The sequence below is a fragment of the Saccharothrix sp. NPDC042600 genome (assembly GCF_040647305.1).
Lineage (GTDB): Bacteria > Actinomycetota > Actinomycetes > Mycobacteriales > Pseudonocardiaceae > Actinosynnema > Actinosynnema mutabilis.
Window position 1 is genome coordinate 60,346 of sequence record NZ_JBEZBW010000010.1, and the last position, 18,201, is coordinate 78,546.

The window sequence follows — 18,201 nt, forward strand, 5'->3', positions numbered from 1 at the left end:
GCCGGCCCGCCGGGGCTGGCCGCTGGAGCCGGCCCGCCGGAGCCGGTCTGCCGATGTCGGTCCGCCGGAGCCGGCCCGCCGGGGCTGGCCGCTGGAGCCGGCCCGCCGGAGCCGGTCTGCCGATGTCGGCCCGCCGGAGCCGGGTTGCGGTCGGGGCCACGACCAAAGCGGGCGGGGTGCCCGCGGAACCCCGCGGACACCCCGCCCAACCGAACCGACCAACCGCACCCGCTAGACCACCTGCGCGGTGCTGAACGGTGCCAGCGCCTCCCGCAACTCAGCGGGCACCCGGGTGGGCACGGTGGCGTTGTTCGGCCCCCGCATGCAGGCGATCCGCTGCGACCCGCGAGCCACCAGCGTCTCCACCCCGTCCTGCACCTTCACGTAGTCGAACGCGAAGGCGATCTGCGTCTGCGTCAACTCCTCCAGCCGCATCCGCACGCTCAACTCGTCGAACGCCGCCAGCTCGGCGTAGAACTCGCAGTCCACCTTCAGCGTGAACAGCTTCAGGTCGTCGTGCATGATCTCGTCCAACACCCCGGGCGCCTGCTCCAGCAGGAACTTCTCCCGCAGGTGCCCCTGCCAGCGCAGGTAGTGGGCGTAGTACACGTTCCCGACGAAGTTCGTCTCCTCGAACCCCACCCGGTGGCGCAGCTCGTAGTACCCGGCGGACATCACTCACCACCTCCCGCGAGCACCGCGAACACGACCGGCTCGGACACGTCGTTCAGCGTGGTCACCCACGTCGCCACCCGGGCGTCGCCCAAGGCCAGGACGACCCAGCCGCCCGGCAGGACCCTGTCCACCACCAGGTCCCGACTCGTCGTGCCCGTCTTGCGCAGGCACTCCAGCGCCGACCACAGCCGGGTGGACACCGCGTCGCGGCCCTCCCCGGTCTCGGCCACCAGCAGGTCGCCGACCTGGAACAGCTCCTTGCCCAGCAGACCGGCCCACTCCCACTCGGTGCGCGCCACGACCGCCTCGACGTCACAGCCCAGCGTGCCGTCACCGGTCACCACCAGGCTCACGCCGGCGCCGTGGGACGCCGAGATCGACGCGCCGTCCACCTCGGGCTTGCCGTCGGGCCGGTACCGGACCGCCACCGACCGGCCGAGCGCGCGGCTCGCGGCCAGGCGGGTCTGGGCGCGGCGGTCGGCCGGTTCGCCGGTGCGCGGGTCCGGTTCCACGACGACCGCGCGGCTGCCGCCGAGCACCCGTTCCAACGCCCGCTCCAGGTAGCCGCTGAGCATCGCCGACACCCACGGGCCCGAGCTGTCCTTCTGCCGCACCGCCCGCAGCATCAACCCCTCCCACCGCTCGACCACCCGGCCGGACGGTTCGAGGACGTCCACGTCGTAGACGTAGCTGTCGCCGTCCTGCGACCGTTCGCGCGCGTCCAGCACCACGTACTCCACCTGCTGGTCGGCGGGCTCGGCCAGGTACAGCCGCTCGATGCCCTGCGGGAGCAGGGTCGCGTCGGGCACGCAGCACTGCAGCGCGTGCATCACCGCGTCCCGGGTGCCCGGGTCGGCCAGCACCTGCTCCTGCGGCAGGTAGGCGGCGAACCACGGCGCGGGCGAGGTGGTGGACAGGTCCGCCACCGCGTGCCGCGCACTGGCCCGCCGGTAGGCCAGCACCCGCTGGAACCGCTTGCCCTGGAACATCACGCCGCCGTACAGCTCGGTGATCGGGTCCAGCGGCACCGGCGTCAGCTCGACGGCCGCCCGCTGGGCACCGGTCTCCGGCGGCGTGGGCCGCGGGAACCGCAGGGTCGCGCGGAAGTGGTCGGCGCTGAACCCGGTGTCCTTGGCGCGGATCGCCACGGTCACCGTCTCCGTGTCGCGGACCAGCGCCGCCAGCCGCACGGTCGTGGTCGAGCCGGGCCGGACCACGACGGGCCGCAGGAACTCGACGTCCTCCAGCAGCGGCGTGCCGGTGCGGCCGAGCACGGCCGTCGCCACCTGCGCCATCGCCTCCATGCCGACCACCGCGGGGAACAGCAGGTCGCCGTCCAGCGCGTGGTCGGACAGGTACGGGTCGCTGCCCGCGGACAGCTCCACCTCGGTGACCAGTTCGACGTCCGGGTAGTGCAGCAGCACCCGGTCCACGAACCGCGACAGCGGCAGCTCACCGCTGGTGTCCAGCGGCAGCGTGGGCAGGCCGCCCATCCGGCCGGTGATGGTCAGCACCGGACCGGCCGACGGGTCGGCCAGCACCTGGCGCAGCACCCGCAGGCCCTCCTCGACCGACACCGGCGTGATGCCGTTGCGGGTGAGCGCCTCGACCACGCCCAGCCGCTCGCCCATGCCGGCGCCCGACCAGACCGACCACTCCATCGCCAACGCCCGCGCGCCGGGGTGGGCGCGCTGGAAGTCGACGGTCAGCTCGCTCATCCAGTCGTTCGCGGTCGAGTAGTGCGCCTCACCGCGCAGGCCGGCCCGGCCGATGATGCTGCCGAACGTGACCAGCAGCTTGATCTTGTCCTCGTCCACGGCGTCGAGCACCGCGCGCAGGCCGGCGACCTTGACGTCCAGCGTCTGCCGGAACCGCTCCGCGGTCAGGGTGCCCAGCCCGGTCGGCTCGTTGCGGCCCGCGCCGTGCATGACGGCGGTGACCGGGCCCAGCGCGGCCTCGAACCGGGCGACCGCCGCGGCGACCTGCGCGGCGTCGGTCACGTCGGCCCGCTCGTAGCGGACCTCGACGCCCGCCGCGGTCATGCGGGCCAGGTTGGCGGCGATCTCCTCGTCGGCCTCGGGGGCGTCGCGGCCCACCAGCGCGAGCTTCGCGCCGGAGTCCTTGGCCATGACCAGCGCGCACTCGGCGGTGATGCCCTTGGCGCCACCGGTGACCAGCAGGACGTCCGTGCCGTCCAGCGGGGTGCCGGTGCGCGGCTCGGCCGGCGACTGCAACACCGTCAGCACCGGCGTCGTCCGCGTGCCGTCCGCTTCGTAGCGGACCTCGCTGAACGTCGTGGTCGCCGCGGCCTCCACGACGACCTTCCGCACGGTCTCGTCGATCTCGGCGGCGGTCGAAGGCGCGAGGTCGGCCAGCGACACGATCGTCGTGGCCACGCCCTCCGCCTCCAGGAACGCGGTCCGCGCCAGGCCGGACGCGCCGTAGCGGCCCTGCACCACGACGAACCGGGTGCCCGGCCGCGCGGAGGTGGCCGCCTGCCCGGCGGCGAGCATCAGCTCGACGTGCTCCTCGCCGTTGTCCGGCAGGCACAGCAGCACACCGTCGCCGATGCCCGCCTCGTCCAGCGCGACCCGCAGCCGCTCGGCCAGCGGGTGACCCGCCGGCGCGAAGGACCGCCAGGTGCCCGCCGGCCCGGTGCCGACCCGCACCCGCGGCGCCCGCGCCGGCACGTAGTCGACCGAGAACGGCCGCACCCACTGCCCGACGCCGGCCACCTCGTCGGTGCCGCCGGTCGCCCCGTCCTGCGCCGACTCGGCCAGCTCGTCGATCAGCTCGGCCAGCTCGCCCAGCGTCACGGTCGCGAAGCTGGTCGTGGCCTCCAGCGTGGGCAGGCCCAGCCGGCCGGTCACGTCGTTGACCAGCTGCCCCACGGTGATGGAACTGAGGTGCAGGTCGTCCAACGGGTGGGTCGCCGCGGTCACGGTCTCCAGCGGCAGCTCCACGCGCTCGGCGGCCAGTTCGCGCAGCAGGTCGAGCGTGTTGGGGCCGTCGCCGCCGACCGCCTCCCCGGCCACCGCGGCGGTCCGCTCGGCCGGCGCGACCTCCGTCGCGGCCTCGGCGAGCCCGAGCGCCACGTCCGGCGCGGTCTCGCACGGGTTGGTCAGGAAGGTGAACGCCCCGTCCAACGGCAGCGGGCGGACCACCCGGCCGGCGAACAACGCGCGGGTGTCCACCTCGGCGCCCAGCGCGAAGGCCGCGCCGACGATGGACAGCAACGGGACCAACGAGGTGCTGTCGGTGTCGATCGACAGCACCGGCGTGCCGGGCGCGATGTCGCGCAGCAGACCCGCCAGCACCCGCCCGGGGCCGATCTCGACCGCGAGGTCGGCGTCGCCGGCGGCCTTCGCGGCGGCCTCGTGGAAGCGCACCGGGAACAGCACCTGGTCGCGCAGCAGCTCGCGCAGGTCGGTGGCCGGGTCGAGCAGGTCGCCGGTCACCGTGGACACCACCGCGCGGGTGGGCGCGGCGAAGGTGAACTCGGCCAGCCGCGTGGTGAACGCCCGCGCCGCGGGCTCGACCAGCGGCGAGTGGAACGCGTGCGAGACGTTGATCCGGTTCGCCGTGATGCCCGCGGCCTTGGCCCGCTCGGACACCCGGCCCACGGCGTCCGCGTCACCCGCGATGACCGTCTGGTGGGGACCGTTGTACCCGGCGATCACCACCGGGTCGTCGCCGAACAGCTCGGCGGCCCGTTCCGGCGTGGTGGCCAGGCCCGCCATCGCGCCGCCGCCCTTGCTGGCGTTGGCCATGACCTCGCCGCGCGCCTTGGCCAGCCGCAGCACCTCGTCGTCGGACAGCGCGCCCGCCCACGACAGCGCCGTCAGCTCGCCGAGGCTGTGGCCGACCGCCACGTCCGCCTCGACGCCCAGCCCGCGCAGCACCCGCAGGGCCGCCAGCGAGCCGGCGACGATGCGCGGCTGGGCGACCTGGGTGGCGACCTGGTCGCCCCCGGTCGGCAGGCCCGCGGCGGCGAACACGGCCTCCGCCTCGGCGAAGCGGCGGCGGATCGCGCCGATCGCGCCGCGGCCGGAACCCTGGCCCGGGAACAGGTAGGCGATCTTGGGCGCGGTGGTCCGGTTGTCCAGGTACACCCCGTCGGCGGTGGCCAGGCGCTGCTCGCCGACGTCGATCGCGGCGACCAGGCGCTCCAGCTTGGCCACGGCGTCCTCGGGGTTGCCGGTCACCACCGCGGCGCGGACCCGCCGGCCGGACAGGCGGCCGGCCAGCTCGGCGGCCAGGTCGGTGATCTCGGCGAAGGACAGCTTCGCCACCACCTCGACCAGGCCGGTCAGCCGCTCGCGCAGCTCGGCGTGGTCGGCGGCGTCGAACAGCAGCAGCTCGGCGTCCTGGCGGCTGCGGGTCAGCGTCGCGGTCTCGCCGCGCAGCTCGGCGCGCCGCTTGGTGCCCGGCGCCTGCTCCAGGGCGATGTGGGTGTTGATGCCGCCGAAGCCCATCGCCGACACGCCGGCGCGGATCGGCTGGTCCGCGGGCCACAGCTCGGGCGCGTGCGGCACGTAGAGCACCGCGTCCTCGCCGGCGAGCTTCGGGTGCGTCTCGTAGTTGCCGGTCGCGGGCGGGATCACCTGGTGGTGCACGGCGAGCGCCGCCTTGATCACCCCGCCGACGCCCGCCGCGGCCTTGGTGTGGCCGATGTTGGCCTTGAGGGAGCTGATCGCCGCCGGCTTCACGTCCGGGTCGGACTCGCGGCGCGCCGCGCCGATCGCCTCCAGCTCGGTCGCGTCGCCCAGGGCGGTGCCCGTGCCGTGGCCCTCGAAGTAGGCGACGGTCTCCACGCCGTACCCGGCGCGGCCGTACGCGCGGCTGATGGCCAGGCGGTGGCCGGAGGCCTCGGGCCGGGTGATGCCGCCCTTGCCGTCCGAGGAGATGCCCCAGCCGGTGATCGACGCGTAGATCCGCGCGCCCCGCGCGATGGCGTCCTCCTCGCGCATCAGCACGAGCACGCCGGAACCCTCGCCCGGCCAGAAGCCGTTGGAGTCGGCGTCGTAGACCTTCATCTCGCCGGTGGACAGCGCGCCGGTCTTGGCGAACCCGATCACCTCGAACGGGTCGATCGACAGGTCCACGCCGCCGGCGAGGCAGACGTCCATCTCGCCGTCGCTGAGCGCCTTGGCGCCGGTCGCGATCGACAGCAGCGACGACGAGCAGGCGCCGTCCACGGTGAAACCGCCGCCGCGCAGGTCGAAGTAGTTGCAGATGCGGCCCGCGATGGTGTTGGCCAGCCCGCCCGCGAGGGTGTCCTCGTCGATCGGCGGGAACGGCGCCTTGTAGACCGGTTCCAGGTCGCGCAGGAACGCGGCCGTCTCCTCGTCGTCCCAGCCCTTCGCGGCCAGCGCGGCGGCCATCGTGCGCCGCACGTACGGCCAGCGCAGCCGCATGAGGTTCGCCCGCGAGAACTCGCCGGTGAGGCTGTTGCCCAGCACCACGCCGGTGGTCTGCTTCGGCAGGCCCTCCGCGTCGGGGAAGCCGGCGTCGGCCAGCGCGTTGGCGGCCACGTCCAGCGCCAGCCAGTGCGTGAGGTCGGTGGACCGGTAGGTGCTGCCCGCCACCTTGTACTTCAGCCGGTCGAACTCGAAATCGCGCAACACCGCCGCTTTCGAGGCGTAGAAGCGGTCCGGCGCGTTCCGGTCCGGCGAGTAGTAGTCCGCTTGGTTCATGCGCTGGTCGGGCAGCCTGCGGAAGGCACGGCGCCCGGCCAGGACGTTCTCCCAGAGGTCTTGGGTGCTGGAGGCGTCGGGATAACGAAGCCCGATGCCCACGATCGCGATCCGCTCGGTGCTCAACCTGTACCGCCCATCCTCGACGACCACTCGGCCGGAAATCGGCGCGCGGAATTGCGCCGCGCCGCACACGCGGCAAGAAGCCGGGTCAGACGACAGTCCTCGACGCGCGTTCTGCCCCGTCGAGTGTGCCCAGCGGCGAGGGGCCTGCCATCTTCCCGTTTGCCCTCCACCTGCGCCGGAGCACCCGGACGGTCCCGGGATGCAGCACGGCGAGAGACGAAGTCGCCCGGTGGGCGTGTGACGATCGACGGCGGAATCACACGCTGTTCTCACGATGATGTTGGGGGAAAGACTTGACCAGTTCCTGGCGGGCGCTGCGGCGACGCCTCCTGACCCCGAAGACCGCCGAGACGAGTCTTGAGAAGCGTGGATTCCACAAAAAGAGTCCGGCTGCCCAGGAACGGCTCGAAACGGTCGGCAAGACATTCCTCACCGGTTACGCCCACGCCGTCGAGGCGCGCACGCCCGCCGAGGCGGAGGAGCGCATCGAGCAGCTGCCCGACTGGCTGCGCGGCTTCGCCTACGAAGGCGCGGGCATGGGCCTGGCGATGCTCGACGGGCTGCCGTTCGGCCGCTCCGACCACGTCCACCGGTTCCTGGCCACGGCGACCGGGCGGAAGTACCAGTACCTCGCCTACGTCGGGATCGGCTGGGCGATGGCGCGGCTGCCGCGCTTCCGCTGGCCCGCGGCGTCGTCGCTGGACCCGGTGCTCGCGCCGCTGGTCCTCGACGGCTACGGCTTCCACCAGGCCTACTTCCACACCGCGCGCTACGTCGAGGGCCAGTACCAGGACCCGGCGTTCCCGTGGCCGGGCGGACCGCACGGCGGCTACGCCAACCACGCGATCGACCAGGGCATCGGCCGCGCCGCGTGGTTCGTCCGCGGCACCGACCCCGACCTGGTCGCCGACCTGGTCGACGCGTTCCCGGCCCGCCGGCGCGCCGACCTGTGGAGCGGCGTCGGGCTCGCGGCCACCTACGCCGCGGGCGGCGGCGACCCGGTCGAGGCCGAGCGGGAGCTGCGCACCCTCGTCGCCCGCGCGGGCCAGTACCGCGGCAACCTGGCGCAGGGCAGCGCGTTCGCCGCGCACGCGCGGGTGCGGGCGGACATCATCCCCGCGCACTCGGCGCTGGCCACCTGGGTGCTGTGCGGCCTGACGCCGCAGGAGGCGGCGGCCCTCACCGACCAGTGCCGCCCCGACCACCAGCCCGCCGGCGCCGAGCCGGCCTACGAGCTGTGGCGGCAACGGCTCGCCGACGCACTCGTCCCCACGGAGGTGTGAACAGATGTTTGGCATGCTGCGCAGGCAGTTGACCGGTGTCATCGCGCTGGTCGTCGTCGTCGTTTCCTACTTCGTGGTCAGCCTGCCGCAGAGCTCGGCGGAGACCCGGAACGCGATGGCGGCCAAGTACTCCTTCGCCGAGCACGGCGTCGCGTTGCCCGCGTCGGACAAGCAGCAGTCGATCCGGCCGGTGAACCAGGCGTACAAGCACATCGACGCCTGGATCTCCTCGGTCGGCGCCGCGGTCGCCATGAACGACCTGGACGGCGACGGCCTGCCCAACGACCTGTGCGTGGTCGATCCGCGCACCGACCAGGTGATCGTCACCCCGGTCCCCGACGCGCGCGGCGACCGCTACGCGCCGTTCGAGCTCAAGCCGGACCCGTTGCCGGTCAACGACGTCATGGCCCCGATGGGCTGCGTGCCCGCCGACCTCAACGAGGACGGCCGGCTGGACCTGCTGATCTACATGTGGGGCCGCACGCCGGTCATCCACCTGCAGGAGGCCGACCACACCGGGCTCTCGGCGTCCGCGTTCACCGCGGTCGAGGCGGTGGCGGGCGACAACAAGGGTTCCGACGGGCGCTACGACGGTCCGCAGTGGAACTCCAACGCCGCCACGGTCGCCGACTTCGACGGTGACGGCCACGACGACGTGTTCGTCGGCAACTACTTCCCCGACAGCCCGGTCATCGACCCGAGCAAGAACGGCGGGGTGGTGATGAACCACTCGCTGTCGCACGCGCAGAACGGCGGCGGCAAGCACATCCTGCTGGGCAAGGGCGGCACGGCGGGCGCGAACCCGACCGCGCGGTTCGAGGCGCTGCCGGCCGACGCGCTGCCCGAGGAGGCCCGCAACGGCTGGACGCTCGCGGTCAGCGCCAACGACCTCGACGGCGACCTGCTGCCGGAGCTCTACATCGCCAACGACTTCGGCCAGGACCGCCTGCTGCACAACCGGTCCGAGCCGGGCAAGGTCAGCTTCGCCACCGTCCGGACCGACCGCACCCCTGGCACGCCGAAGTCCAAGCGCATCGGCGACGACTCGTTCAAGGGCATGGGCGTCGACTTCGGCGACACCAACCACGACGGCCTGTACGACATGTTCGTGTCGAACCTGACCGTCGGGTGGGGCATCGTCGAGAGCAACTTCCACTACGTCAACACCGCCAAGGACAAGGCCGACCTCCAGACCCGGCTGCGCGACGGCGAAGCGCCGTTCGAGGACATCAGCGGCGGCAACGGCACCGCCTGGTCGGGCTGGTCGTGGGACAACAAGCTCGCCGACTTCAGCAACCGCGGCGAGCTGGACATCACCGTGACCAACGGCTTCATCCGCGGCGCCACCAACCGCTGGCCGCAGCTTCAGGAGCTGGCCATGGCCAACGACGCCGTGGTGGCCAACCCGTTCTACTGGCCCAACGCCAACGCCGGCGACGACCTGGCCGGCAGCGAGACGCTGCACTTCTTCGTCAAGGGCGACGACGGCCGCTACACCGACCTGGCCCCCGAGCTGGGCCTGGCCGTGCCGATCCCGACCCGCGGCATCGCCACCGGCGACGCGGACGGCGACGGCCTGCTCGACTTCGCGGTCGCCCGCCAGTACGGCGAGCCGGTGTACTACCACAACGAGGCCCCCGACCCCGGCGGCTTCCTCAACCTCAAGCTGACCCGCGAGCAGGCGCAGGCCACCGGCTCGGCCAAGGCCGCCGGGTCCCCGGCCACCGGCGCGCAGGTCACGGTGACCACCTCCGACGGCCGCAAGTACGTCCAGCGGGTGGACGGCGGCAGCGGCCACGGCGGCAAGCGCAGCACCGAGGTCCACATCGGGCTCGGCGACGCGAAGGGCGCGGTGGCGGTGACCCTGGAGTGGCGCGACCGCCAGGGCGAGGTCCACAAGCAGGAGCTCAAGCTCGACCAGGGCAGGCACGAGTTCGTGCTCGGCGACACGGCCGAGGAGAAGTGAGGACGGAAATGGTTGTCCAGGAAGCAAAGGCCGACGCGAAGCCGCCCGCGGGGGGACCTCCGCCGCACCACGCCAAGGTGATCAAGGCGCTCAAGCGGTTCGCCATCTCGATCACGGTCTTCAACATCGCCGGGTACATCTTCCTCGGGTTCGAGCAGCCGTGGACCTGGCCGCTGGTGGCCATCGCCACCGGCTACTTCGTCGAGCTGGTACTGGAGACCATCGGCGCCCGGGTCGAGGGGCGCGCGCCCCGGTACGCGGGCAACGGGTTCCGCGGCCTCGCGGAGTTCCTGCTGCCCACGCACATCACCTCGATCGCGTTGAACATGCTGATCTACGTCAACGACCGGATCTGGGTGATGATGTTCGCGGTCACCCTGGCGGTGGCGGCGAAGTGGGTCCTGCGCGCCCCGGTGCGCGGCAACCTGCGGCACTACATGAACCCGTCGAACTTCGGGATCCTGATGGTGCTCATCCTGTTCCCGTGGGGCAGCATCGCGCCGCCGTACCACTTCACCGAGGGCCTGAACGACTGGGGAAGCTGGATCCTGCCGGGGATCATCATCATCACCGGCACCATGCTCAACGCGAAGCTGACCGACCGGATGTGGCTGATCTTCGGCTGGTTGACCTTCTTCGCGCTCCAGGCGATCGTGCGCGGCATCCTGTTCGACACCTCGATCCCCGGCGGGCTCGCGGTCATGACCGGCGTCGCGTTCATCCTCTACACCAACTACATGGTGACCGACCCCGGCACGACGCCGTCCAGGCCGGGAGCGCAGTTCGCGTTCGGCGCCGGCGTGGCCCTGGCGTACGGCCTGTTCATGGTCATGCACATCGCCTACGGCCTGTTCATCGCCACCGCGCTGGTCTGCCTGATCCGCGGCATGTTCCTGTGGGGCCTGCACTTCGTCAACAAGGCCGCGGCGGAGCGGGCCCGGCTGGAGCGGGAGAAGGACGAGGCCGCGCTCGCGATCTCGGTCAACCACAACGGCGAGGCGGCGGGCAAGCACGCCGCCCGCACGGCAGTGGCATGACCACCAGCGGTGGCCGAGTGCCTCCAGGGCCGCCCCGGCGGGCGGCCCTGGGGATCCTGCGCCAGCTGCGCGCGGACCGCCTCGGCCTGATGAGCGAGGCGGTCCGCGAGTACGGGGACGCGGTGCGGGTGGCCATCGGCCCGATGAAGCTCTACATCTTCAACCACCCCGACCACGCCAAGCACGTGCTCGCCGACAACGCCGCCAACTACCACAAGGGCATCGGCTACACCGAGGCCAAGCGCGCCCTGGGCGACGGGTTGCTGACCAGCGAGGGCGACCTGTGGAAGGAGCAGCGGCGCACCATCCAGCCGGTGTTCCAGCACAAGCGGATCGCGGCGCAGGCCGACGTCATCGTGGAGGAGGCGCTCGGGCTGGTCGAGCGGCTGCGCCCGCACCTGGGCGCGGAGCGGCCGGTCGACGTGCTCTCCGAGGTCACCGCGCTCACGCTCGGCGTGCTCGGCCGGGCGCTGCTCGACGCCGACCTCGGCGAGTTCGACTCGGTGGGCCACTCGTTCGAGGCCGTGCAGGACCAGGCCATGTTCGAGATGGAGACCATGGGCATGGTCCCGCGGTGGCTGCCGCTCAAGGGCCAGCGGGCCTTCCGCCACGCGCGCGCCGACCTCCAGCGGATCGTCGGCCTGCTGGTGGCGCAGCGCAAGGCCAACCCGGTCGCGTCCGGCGACGACGTGCTGACCCGGCTCATCGCGTCCACCGCCAAGGAGGGCGACCGCCGGGTGGCCGACCGCCGCATGCAGGACGAGCTGGTGACCCTGCTGCTGGCCGGGCACGAGACCACGGCCAGCACGGTCGGCTGGACGCTGGACCTGGTGGCCAAGCACCCCGAGGTCCGGCGGAAGCTGCACGAGGAGGCGGTGGCGGTCTACGGCGACCGCCGCCCGGCCTACGAGGACCTGATCAAGCTGCGGTACACCAACATGGTGCTGCAGGAGGCGATGCGCCTGCACCCGCCGGTGTGGATCCTGCCGCGGCGCGCGCTGGCCGAGGACGAGGTGGGCGGCTGGCACGTGCCGGCCGGCGCGGAGGTGCTGATCTGCCCGTACACCCTGCACCGGCACCCGCGGTACTGGCCGGAGCCCGACCGGTTCCTCCCCGAGCGGTTCGACCCGGAGACGCCGTCCGACCGGCCGCGCTACGCGCACATCCCGTTCGGCGCGGGCCCCCGGTTCTGCGTCGGCAACCACCTGGGCACGATGGAGGCCACCTTCATCATCTCCACGCTGATGCGCGACCTGAAGCTCGTCGCGGTGCCCGGGTTCCGGGTCAAGCCGGAGCCGATGATGTCGCTGCGCCTCGGCGGTGGCCTGCCCATGACCGTGCGCGACTGGTCCGAGCCCGCCAACCGGGCGGCCTGAGCGCGTCGACCTCCCGGAAGGGGCGGTGAACACCATGACCAACCCCGAGCACCCGAAGGCGGCGGAGTTCGCGAAGCTCCGCGCCGCCATCGCCGACGAACGCGTCCGCGACCTGTTCACGTTCCGGTTCCTCGCGGCGAACGAGGCGTTCTCGCGCCTGGTCGACGCGACCGCGCACCGCATCCTCGGCTCGATCGACGCGCTGCCGCGGCCGTCGGGGATCACGGTCCAGCAGGCGAAGAAGGACCTGTCGATCCCGTGGCGGCGGACCGTCCCGCTGGCGTTCCTGTACGAGAAGCTCACGTCCTCGGGCGTGTTCGAGCGCGAGGACGGGCGCTACTACGCGGGCCCGGCGGCGGCCCCGGACTTCGACACCGTCGCGGCCGAGCTGTCCGAGCGCGAGCCGGGCGCGGCCGTGGCGGTGGAGATCCTGCGGACGCTGGTGGACGAGGCCAAGCGGTTCTTCGCCGGCGAGGCGGCGGGCGACGAGATCCTCTTCGCGCCCGACAAGCTCCCGTTGTGGCTGAAGTACTTCTCCAACGACAACCTGCTCTACGCCATCAACAACGCGGTCGGCACCGAGGCGCTGTCGCGGCTGGTGCCGGCCGACGGCGGCCCGTTCGAGGTGCTGGAGATCGGCGGCGGCTGCGGCAGCGCGGCCGAGCACGCGCTGCGCACCCTCGGGCCCGCGATCACCCGCTACCGCTTCACCGAGGTGGCGGAGACGTTCGCGCGGCACGGCGAGCGGGCGGCCAAGGCGGCGGCGTCGCCGACCACGGTCGTCGAGCCCGACCGGGTGGACATGACGCTGCCGTGGGAGCCGCAGGGCATCGTGCCGGGCACCTACGACGTGGTCTACGCGGTCAACTGCTTCCACGTGGCGCACGACATGGACTTCGTCGTCAAGGAGGCCGCGAAGGCGCTCAAGCCGGGCGGCACGGTCGTGGTGTCGGAGTGCGTGCGCCCGACCAAGGCCGCGCGCCCGATCCACGCCGAGATCATCTTCGACTTCCTGGACAGCTTCACCGACGTCGCCACCGACCCGGTGCGGCGGCCGACGCACGGCTTCCTCACACCCGCCGCCTGGCGGGCCACGTTCGAGGCCGCCGGGCTCGGCGACGTGACGATCCTGCCCGACGTCGACGCGATCGCCGAGGAGTACCCGGACTTCGTCGTCGGCGCGGTGCTGGCCCGCGCCTCGGGGTGAGGGGAGGGCGTCGATGGTTGCCAAGCTGGTCCGCTTCGCCGTGCGCCGGTCGCTCAACGACACCCGCCACGTGCGGGTGGTCAAGCGGCGGCACGCCACGGGCCTGGTCGCCCGGGTGTACCGGCAGGTGGAGCGGGACTTCAAGATGCTCGCGCCGCCGGTCGCGCTGCACTCGGCGGCCCCGGAGACCCTGGCGGCCGCGTGGATGGTGCTGCGCGAGACGCTGCTGGCGGAGGGGTCCGCCGAGCGGGTGGCCAAGGAGGCGGTGGCGACCGGGGTGTCGCTGGCCAACTCCTGCCCGTACTGCGCGGACGTGCACGGCATGACGCTGGACGCCGTGCCGCACGCGAGCGCGGAGCGGGACGCGCTCATCGAGTGGGCGCGGGCGACCGCGTCCGCCGGGACGCCGGTGGCCGCCCCGTTCCCGCCGGAGCAGACGGCCGAACTGGTCGGGGTCGCCGTCGCGTTCCACTACTACAACCGCGTCGTGAACGTGTTCCTCAGCGAGTCGCCGTTCCCGTCGCACGTCCCGGAGTCGGCCAAGCCGCGGGCCCGCAAGGTGCTCGGCGGGGTGCTGCGGCCCGACGCGCGCGGCCCGGCCGCGGGGGAGTCGCTGGACCTGCTCCCCGCCGCGCCGGTGACCGACGACCTGGTCTGGGCGGTCTCGAACCCGGTGGTCGCCGACGCGTTCGCCCGGGCCTACGCGGCCGTCGAGGCGGCGGGTGCACGGTCGGTGCCGGACAGCGTCCGCGCGCTGGTGACGGCGCGGCTGGCCGAGTGGGACGGCGCCGCGCCCGGGATCAGCCGGGCGTGGCTGGACGAGCCGGTGGCGACGCTGCCGCCGGAGGACCGGGCGGCGGGCCGGCTGGCGCTGCTGGTGGCGCTGGCCTCCTACCAGGTCGACGACGCGGTGGTGGAGGACTTCCGCCGCACCGCGCCCGGTGACGACACGCTCGTGGAGCTCGCGGCGTGGGCGGGGCTGGCGGCGGCGCGCCGGGTCGGCTCGTGGCTCGCGGAGGGAGGTCCGGCCCGCGGGGCCGCGCTGCACCCGGAAAGGTGATTGTTCAACCAGATTTCCCGAAAACGTCCGGCCGGCGCCTTGTGCGCCGGCCGGTACGCTGCTGCGCGGCTTCGGGAAATGGGCGGAACTCGCCCGTTCGGGGCAGGCCGGAATGGATGGTTTCGTACTTCGCGTTTCCTATTGGTGGGCGATAGCGGACCGATGGGAAGTCAGTAGCGGATTCCGGAAGATATGTGATCGTCGGGTCTGCGATGGGGGGCGAGCGTGGTGGTCGGCGCGGTCGGGTGGCTCGGCGCGGGGGACGGCAGCGCAGCGCTGCGCGCCGTGCGCCCACCCCTGCCGCGAACCGACCGCCGGGACCGCGCTGGGGGGCCGCTGGGGGGCCGCCGGGGTGGTGGGGGCGACGAGCCGTGGACGGGCGATCCCCGACCCGCTCAGCCCCCGCACGACAGCCGGGCCGCAGCCGACACGCCCCGGGGGGAAGAGTCGTCGCGGGACCGGGCGGGGGGTGTGCCCGAGCCGCGGGACCCGGCTGGGGGAGCGGGCAGCGTCGCCGCGGGGTCCGGCCGCGGCGGGGGGGACCCGCGCGTCCGGGGGGGCCGGGCCGCCGCAGGGTCCGGCCGCGGCCGGCGTGGGCCGCGAGCCGCACCGGGTCCGGTCGTCGGGGACCGGGGCCGGGGCGCGTCCGGCTCGCTCGTGAACCCCGGCTTACCCGGGCACCACGCATTCCTTCGCGCCCGCCGCGCGAAGGGTTCTTCATGTCTCGACGGAGATCCGTCCGCAAGACAAAACTGGGGAGAGAAAGCTCATGCGCATCGAAATCGTCGTGCTCGGTCCGCTCATGGTCGATCTGGGCGGTGTCTCGATCGTGCCGAACGCGAGCAAACCGAGCCAGCTGCTCGCGCTCCTGGCGCTCAACGCGGGCCGGGTCGTGCCCGCCCACACCCTGATCAAGGAGATCTGGGCCGCCCGCCCGCCGCGCACCGCGGTGTCCACCCTGCGCACCTACATCCTGAAGCTGCGCCGGAACCTGGACATGGCCCTGGCCGACCACGGCGACAAGACCTCCAAGGACATCCTGATCACCCGGCGCACCGGCTACCTGCTCGACGTCGAACCGACCGCCGTGGACGCGGTCCGCTACGAGGAGCTGTCGGCGGCCGGCCGCCAGGCGGTCAACGAGGGCGACCACGAGCGCGCGTCCCGCACGCTCAGCGAGGCGCTGCGGCTGTGGCGCGGCCGGGCGCTGGCCGACGTGCCGCTGGGGCCGCAGCTCGCGATCGAGGCGATGCGGCTGGACGAGAACCGGCTCGGGGACCTGTACCTGCGCATCGAGGCGGACCTCGCGCTGGGCCGCCACCACCAGTTGCTCGGCGAGCTGGCGACGGTGTGCGCGCGGTACCCGATGCAGGAGAACTTCCACGTGCAGCACATGATCGCGCTGTGCCGCAGCGGCCGGCAGAGCCAGGCGCTGGCGGTCTACCGCAGGCTGCGCGACCAGATGGTGGAGCACTCGGGCGTCGAACCGTCGCCGTGGGTGCGCCAGCTCCACCACGCCATCCTCACCGGCCAGGCGTCGGTGGAGGACCGGTCGGTGCTCTTCCGCGCCTGACCCGCCGCGCAGGAGCCGGCCCGTGAGCCGGCTCCTGCGGGCGCGGGGGTCACGCGGCCGAACCGGTCACCGGGCGCGAGGCCGCCCCGTTGGGCAGCGGGGCGCCGTAGGTCACCTCGACGCCGCGGTCCCGGGCCGCCTGCACGATGCCGGGCACCGCGCGTTCGGCGAGCGCGGCGATCGTCAGCGCCGGGTTGACCGTCAGCGCGGTCGGCACGGACGAGCCGTCGGTGACGAAGATGCCGGGGTGGCCGCGCAGCTCGTGCCGGTCGTCCAGCGCGGAGGTCGCCGGGTCGTCGCCGATCCGGCAGGACGACAGCGGGTGCACCGTGTACGCGCCCACCAGGTCGTTGGTCCACGGCGCGACGGTGGCCAGGCCGTCCTTCTCCAGGATCTGCTTGGCCGCCGCGTCGGCCTCCGCCCAGCCGCGCAACGTGTTGGGCGTCGGGTCGTAGCGCAGCGGGCCCTTGCCGAGCATCTGCTGGGAGATGCGGTAGGCGTTGCCGGTGGGCGGCGGCGGGCCGAAGACGCCCTCGTTGTCGTCCTCGGTCATCAGGAAGATCGTCAACCACGACTTCCAGCGCTTGAGCATCTCCTTCTTCTCCTTGCCGAACCAGGTCGCCCCGGTCTTGCCCGGCACCTGGGCGAGGATCGTGCCCAGCCCCGGCGGGAAGTAGAGCTGCTCCATGCTGAACCGGGAGTACTCCGGCTTGTCGCCGTCCACGTGGTCCCAGCACGCGACGACGGGCCCCTTGCCGATCTGGTTGGCCTCGTACACCGCCCCGTTGGGCCGGCGCAGGCCCAGCACCTCGCCGACGCGCTCCTCGTTGATGATCGCGGTGTTGAGGCGCTCGCCGTTGCCGGAGAAGTAGCGGCCGACGCCGTGCGGCATCGCGCCCAGCTCCGCCTCGGAGCGCTGGAGGATGACCGGCGTGGCGCCCGCGCCCGCCGCGAGCACGACGATCTTCGCGTCGATCGCGCCGCTGCCGGTGCTGATCCGGTAATCGACCTCGTCGATGGTGTTGAAGTGCACGCGGTAGCTTCCGTCGTCGTTGCGCGTGATCTTCTGGACCTCGTGCAGCGGTCGGATCTGCGTGCCGTGGGCGAGCGCCGCGGGCAGGTAGTTGAACAGCATGGACTTCTTGGCGTCGAACCGGCAGCCGGCCATCATCCAGTTGCAGTTGGTGCACTTCGCGGTGTCGATGCCGACCGGCACCGGGTTCGCCGTGTGCCCGGAGTGGTGGCACGCCGCCGCCCACAACCCGCCCGCGTAGGAGATGTCGTTCCAGCTCTGCTGGCTCACCGGCAGCACGTCGGACACCCGGTCGTACCAGGGTTCCAGCGTGTCGCGGCTGATCGCCTCCGGCCAGATGCGGCGGCCGATCGAGCCCTGCTTCTCGAAGACGTACCGGGGCGCGCGCGGCAGGGCGGCGAAGTAGACGACGCTGCCGCCGCCGACGCAGTTGCCGCCCAGGACGCTCATCCCCTCCCCGGCCACGAAGTCGAACACCCGCGTGTAGGACTTGCCGAGCAGGTAGTCGTGGTCGAAGTCCTTGCCCTCCAACCAGGGGCCGCGTTCCAGCACGACGACCTTCGCGCCGCCGGCGGCGAGGTGGTAGGCCGTGATCGACCCGCCGAACCCGCTGCCGACGACCAGGACGTCGGTACTCTCCACCGCGCTCATGCCGGACTCCCGGATTCCGTCGTTTCGGGGTGCCGCTTGGCCAGTTCGCGGCCGTAGCTGAAGTCGGGGAAGCGCCACAGCCCGTCGCTGTCCGGCTTGGCGAACCCCATCTGGAGCAGGCCGGGGTGGCCCTGGGCGAGGGCCTCGCCGGTGCTCATGTGCGCGGCGGTGTCGAAGGCCATGTTGCTGAACATCGCCAGCAGCACCCAGCCGCTCTGCTCCGGGTGCCCGGGCGCGGTCAGCCGGTCGACCAGCGCCACGCGGTCCTCGTAGTCCAGCGCCACGAACGGCGGCACGTCGGCGTCCAGGCGCAGCCCGCGCTCCTCGGCGTACGCGACCGCGTGCGCGTTGAGCGCCTGCGACAGGGGGCCGAGCCCGGCGGCGACGCCCGTCGCGGGGTCGTTGAGCAGGTCGAGGGCACCGGCCTCCACCGCGCCGGGGTCGTCGCAGACACCGGCGATCGCCCGGTCGTCCGGACTGCGCTTCACGCCCGGGAGAATCGTGTCCGCAAAGGCTTC

Annotated in this window: 11 protein-coding genes; 7 read left to right on the forward strand and 4 right to left on the reverse strand. The window is 72.9% G+C overall.

Translation table 11 applies throughout. From position 1 onward, the window contains the following. Positions 1–231 precede the first annotated feature (231 nt). Both AB0A74_RS10030 and AB0A74_RS10035 read right to left on the reverse strand, forming a co-directional pair. On the reverse strand, positions 232–675 hold the full coding sequence (locus AB0A74_RS10030; RefSeq protein WP_358248470.1) for an acyl-CoA thioesterase: 444 nt from the start codon (positions 673–675) through the stop codon (positions 232–234). Beyond that, a complete protein-coding gene (locus tag AB0A74_RS10035; protein WP_358248471.1) occupies positions 675–6,497 on the reverse strand; it encodes an SDR family NAD(P)-dependent oxidoreductase in 5,823 nt (1,940 codons plus the stop codon). The genes AB0A74_RS10030 and AB0A74_RS10035 overlap by 1 nt, the downstream gene beginning before the upstream one ends. A gap of 293 nt (positions 6,498–6,790) precedes the next feature. On the opposite strand from AB0A74_RS10035, the gene AB0A74_RS10040 reads away from it, so the two are divergent. The 7 genes from AB0A74_RS10040 (at position 6,791) to AB0A74_RS10070 (ending at position 15,999) form a co-directional block, all read left to right on the forward strand. Beyond that, on the forward strand, positions 6,791–7,780 hold the full coding sequence (locus AB0A74_RS10040) for a DUF1702 family protein (protein ID WP_358248472.1): 990 nt from the start codon (positions 6,791–6,793) through the stop codon (positions 7,778–7,780). A gap of 4 nt (positions 7,781–7,784) precedes the next feature. Further along, the gene (locus tag AB0A74_RS10045) at positions 7,785–9,746 is read left to right on the forward strand and encodes a CRTAC1 family protein (protein WP_358248473.1); all 1,962 of its coding nucleotides are present in this window, start codon (positions 7,785–7,787) and stop codon (positions 9,744–9,746) included. Positions 9,747–9,754: 8 nt separating this feature from the next. Then, complete coding sequence (locus AB0A74_RS10050; RefSeq protein ID WP_358248535.1) at positions 9,755–10,783, forward strand: enediyne biosynthesis protein; 1,029 nt, start codon at positions 9,755–9,757, stop codon at positions 10,781–10,783. Next, positions 10,780–12,159, forward strand: a complete 1,380-nt coding sequence (locus AB0A74_RS10055) for a cytochrome P450 (protein ID WP_358248474.1) — start codon at positions 10,780–10,782, stop codon at positions 12,157–12,159. Before AB0A74_RS10050 ends, AB0A74_RS10055 begins: the two co-directional genes overlap by 4 nt. Positions 12,160–12,193: 34 nt before the next feature. After that, on the forward strand, positions 12,194–13,366 hold the full coding sequence (locus AB0A74_RS10060; RefSeq protein ID WP_358248475.1) for a class I SAM-dependent methyltransferase: 1,173 nt from the start codon (positions 12,194–12,196) through the stop codon (positions 13,364–13,366). 13 nt (positions 13,367–13,379) lie between these two features. After that, entirely contained in the window at positions 13,380–14,426 is a 1,047-nt protein-coding gene (locus tag AB0A74_RS10065; RefSeq protein WP_358248476.1) for a carboxymuconolactone decarboxylase family protein, read from the forward strand. Positions 14,427–15,195: 769 nt separating this feature from the next. Beyond that, positions 15,196–15,999 carry an AfsR/SARP family transcriptional regulator gene (locus AB0A74_RS10070; protein WP_358248477.1) on the forward strand — a complete coding sequence of 268 codons (804 nt, stop codon included), beginning with the start codon at positions 15,196–15,198 and terminating at the stop codon, positions 15,997–15,999. A gap of 49 nt (positions 16,000–16,048) precedes the next feature. On the opposite strand, the gene AB0A74_RS10075 is transcribed toward AB0A74_RS10070, so the two are convergent. Both AB0A74_RS10075 and AB0A74_RS10080 read right to left on the reverse strand, forming a co-directional pair. After that, a complete protein-coding gene (locus AB0A74_RS10075) occupies positions 16,049–17,683 on the reverse strand; it encodes a GMC family oxidoreductase (protein WP_358248478.1) in 1,635 nt (544 codons plus the stop codon). Then, on the reverse strand, positions 17,680–18,171 hold the full coding sequence (locus tag AB0A74_RS10080; RefSeq protein WP_358248479.1) for a DUF5987 family protein: 492 nt from the start codon (positions 18,169–18,171) through the stop codon (positions 17,680–17,682). The genes AB0A74_RS10075 and AB0A74_RS10080 overlap by 4 nt, the downstream gene beginning before the upstream one ends. Positions 18,172–18,201: the final 30 nt, after the last annotated feature.

Coding starts and splice junctions, on each gene's coding strand:
- AB0A74_RS10030 (WP_358248470.1), bottom strand. CDS start 675: ATGTCCGCCGGGTACTACGAGCTGCGCCACCGGGTGGGGTTCGAGGAG.
- AB0A74_RS10045 (WP_358248473.1), top strand. CDS start 7,785: ATGTTTGGCATGCTGCGCAGGCAGTTGACCGGTGTCATCGCGCTGGTC.
- AB0A74_RS10050 (WP_358248535.1), top strand. CDS start 9,755: ATGGTTGTCCAGGAAGCAAAGGCCGACGCGAAGCCGCCCGCGGGGGGA.
- AB0A74_RS10055 (WP_358248474.1), top strand. CDS start 10,780: ATGACCACCAGCGGTGGCCGAGTGCCTCCAGGGCCGCCCCGGCGGGCG.
- AB0A74_RS10060 (WP_358248475.1), top strand. CDS start 12,194: ATGACCAACCCCGAGCACCCGAAGGCGGCGGAGTTCGCGAAGCTCCGC.
- AB0A74_RS10065 (WP_358248476.1), top strand. CDS start 13,380: ATGGTTGCCAAGCTGGTCCGCTTCGCCGTGCGCCGGTCGCTCAACGAC.
- AB0A74_RS10070 (WP_358248477.1), top strand. CDS start 15,196: ATGCGCATCGAAATCGTCGTGCTCGGTCCGCTCATGGTCGATCTGGGC.
- AB0A74_RS10075 (WP_358248478.1), bottom strand. CDS start 17,683: ATGAGCGCGGTGGAGAGTACCGACGTCCTGGTCGTCGGCAGCGGGTTC.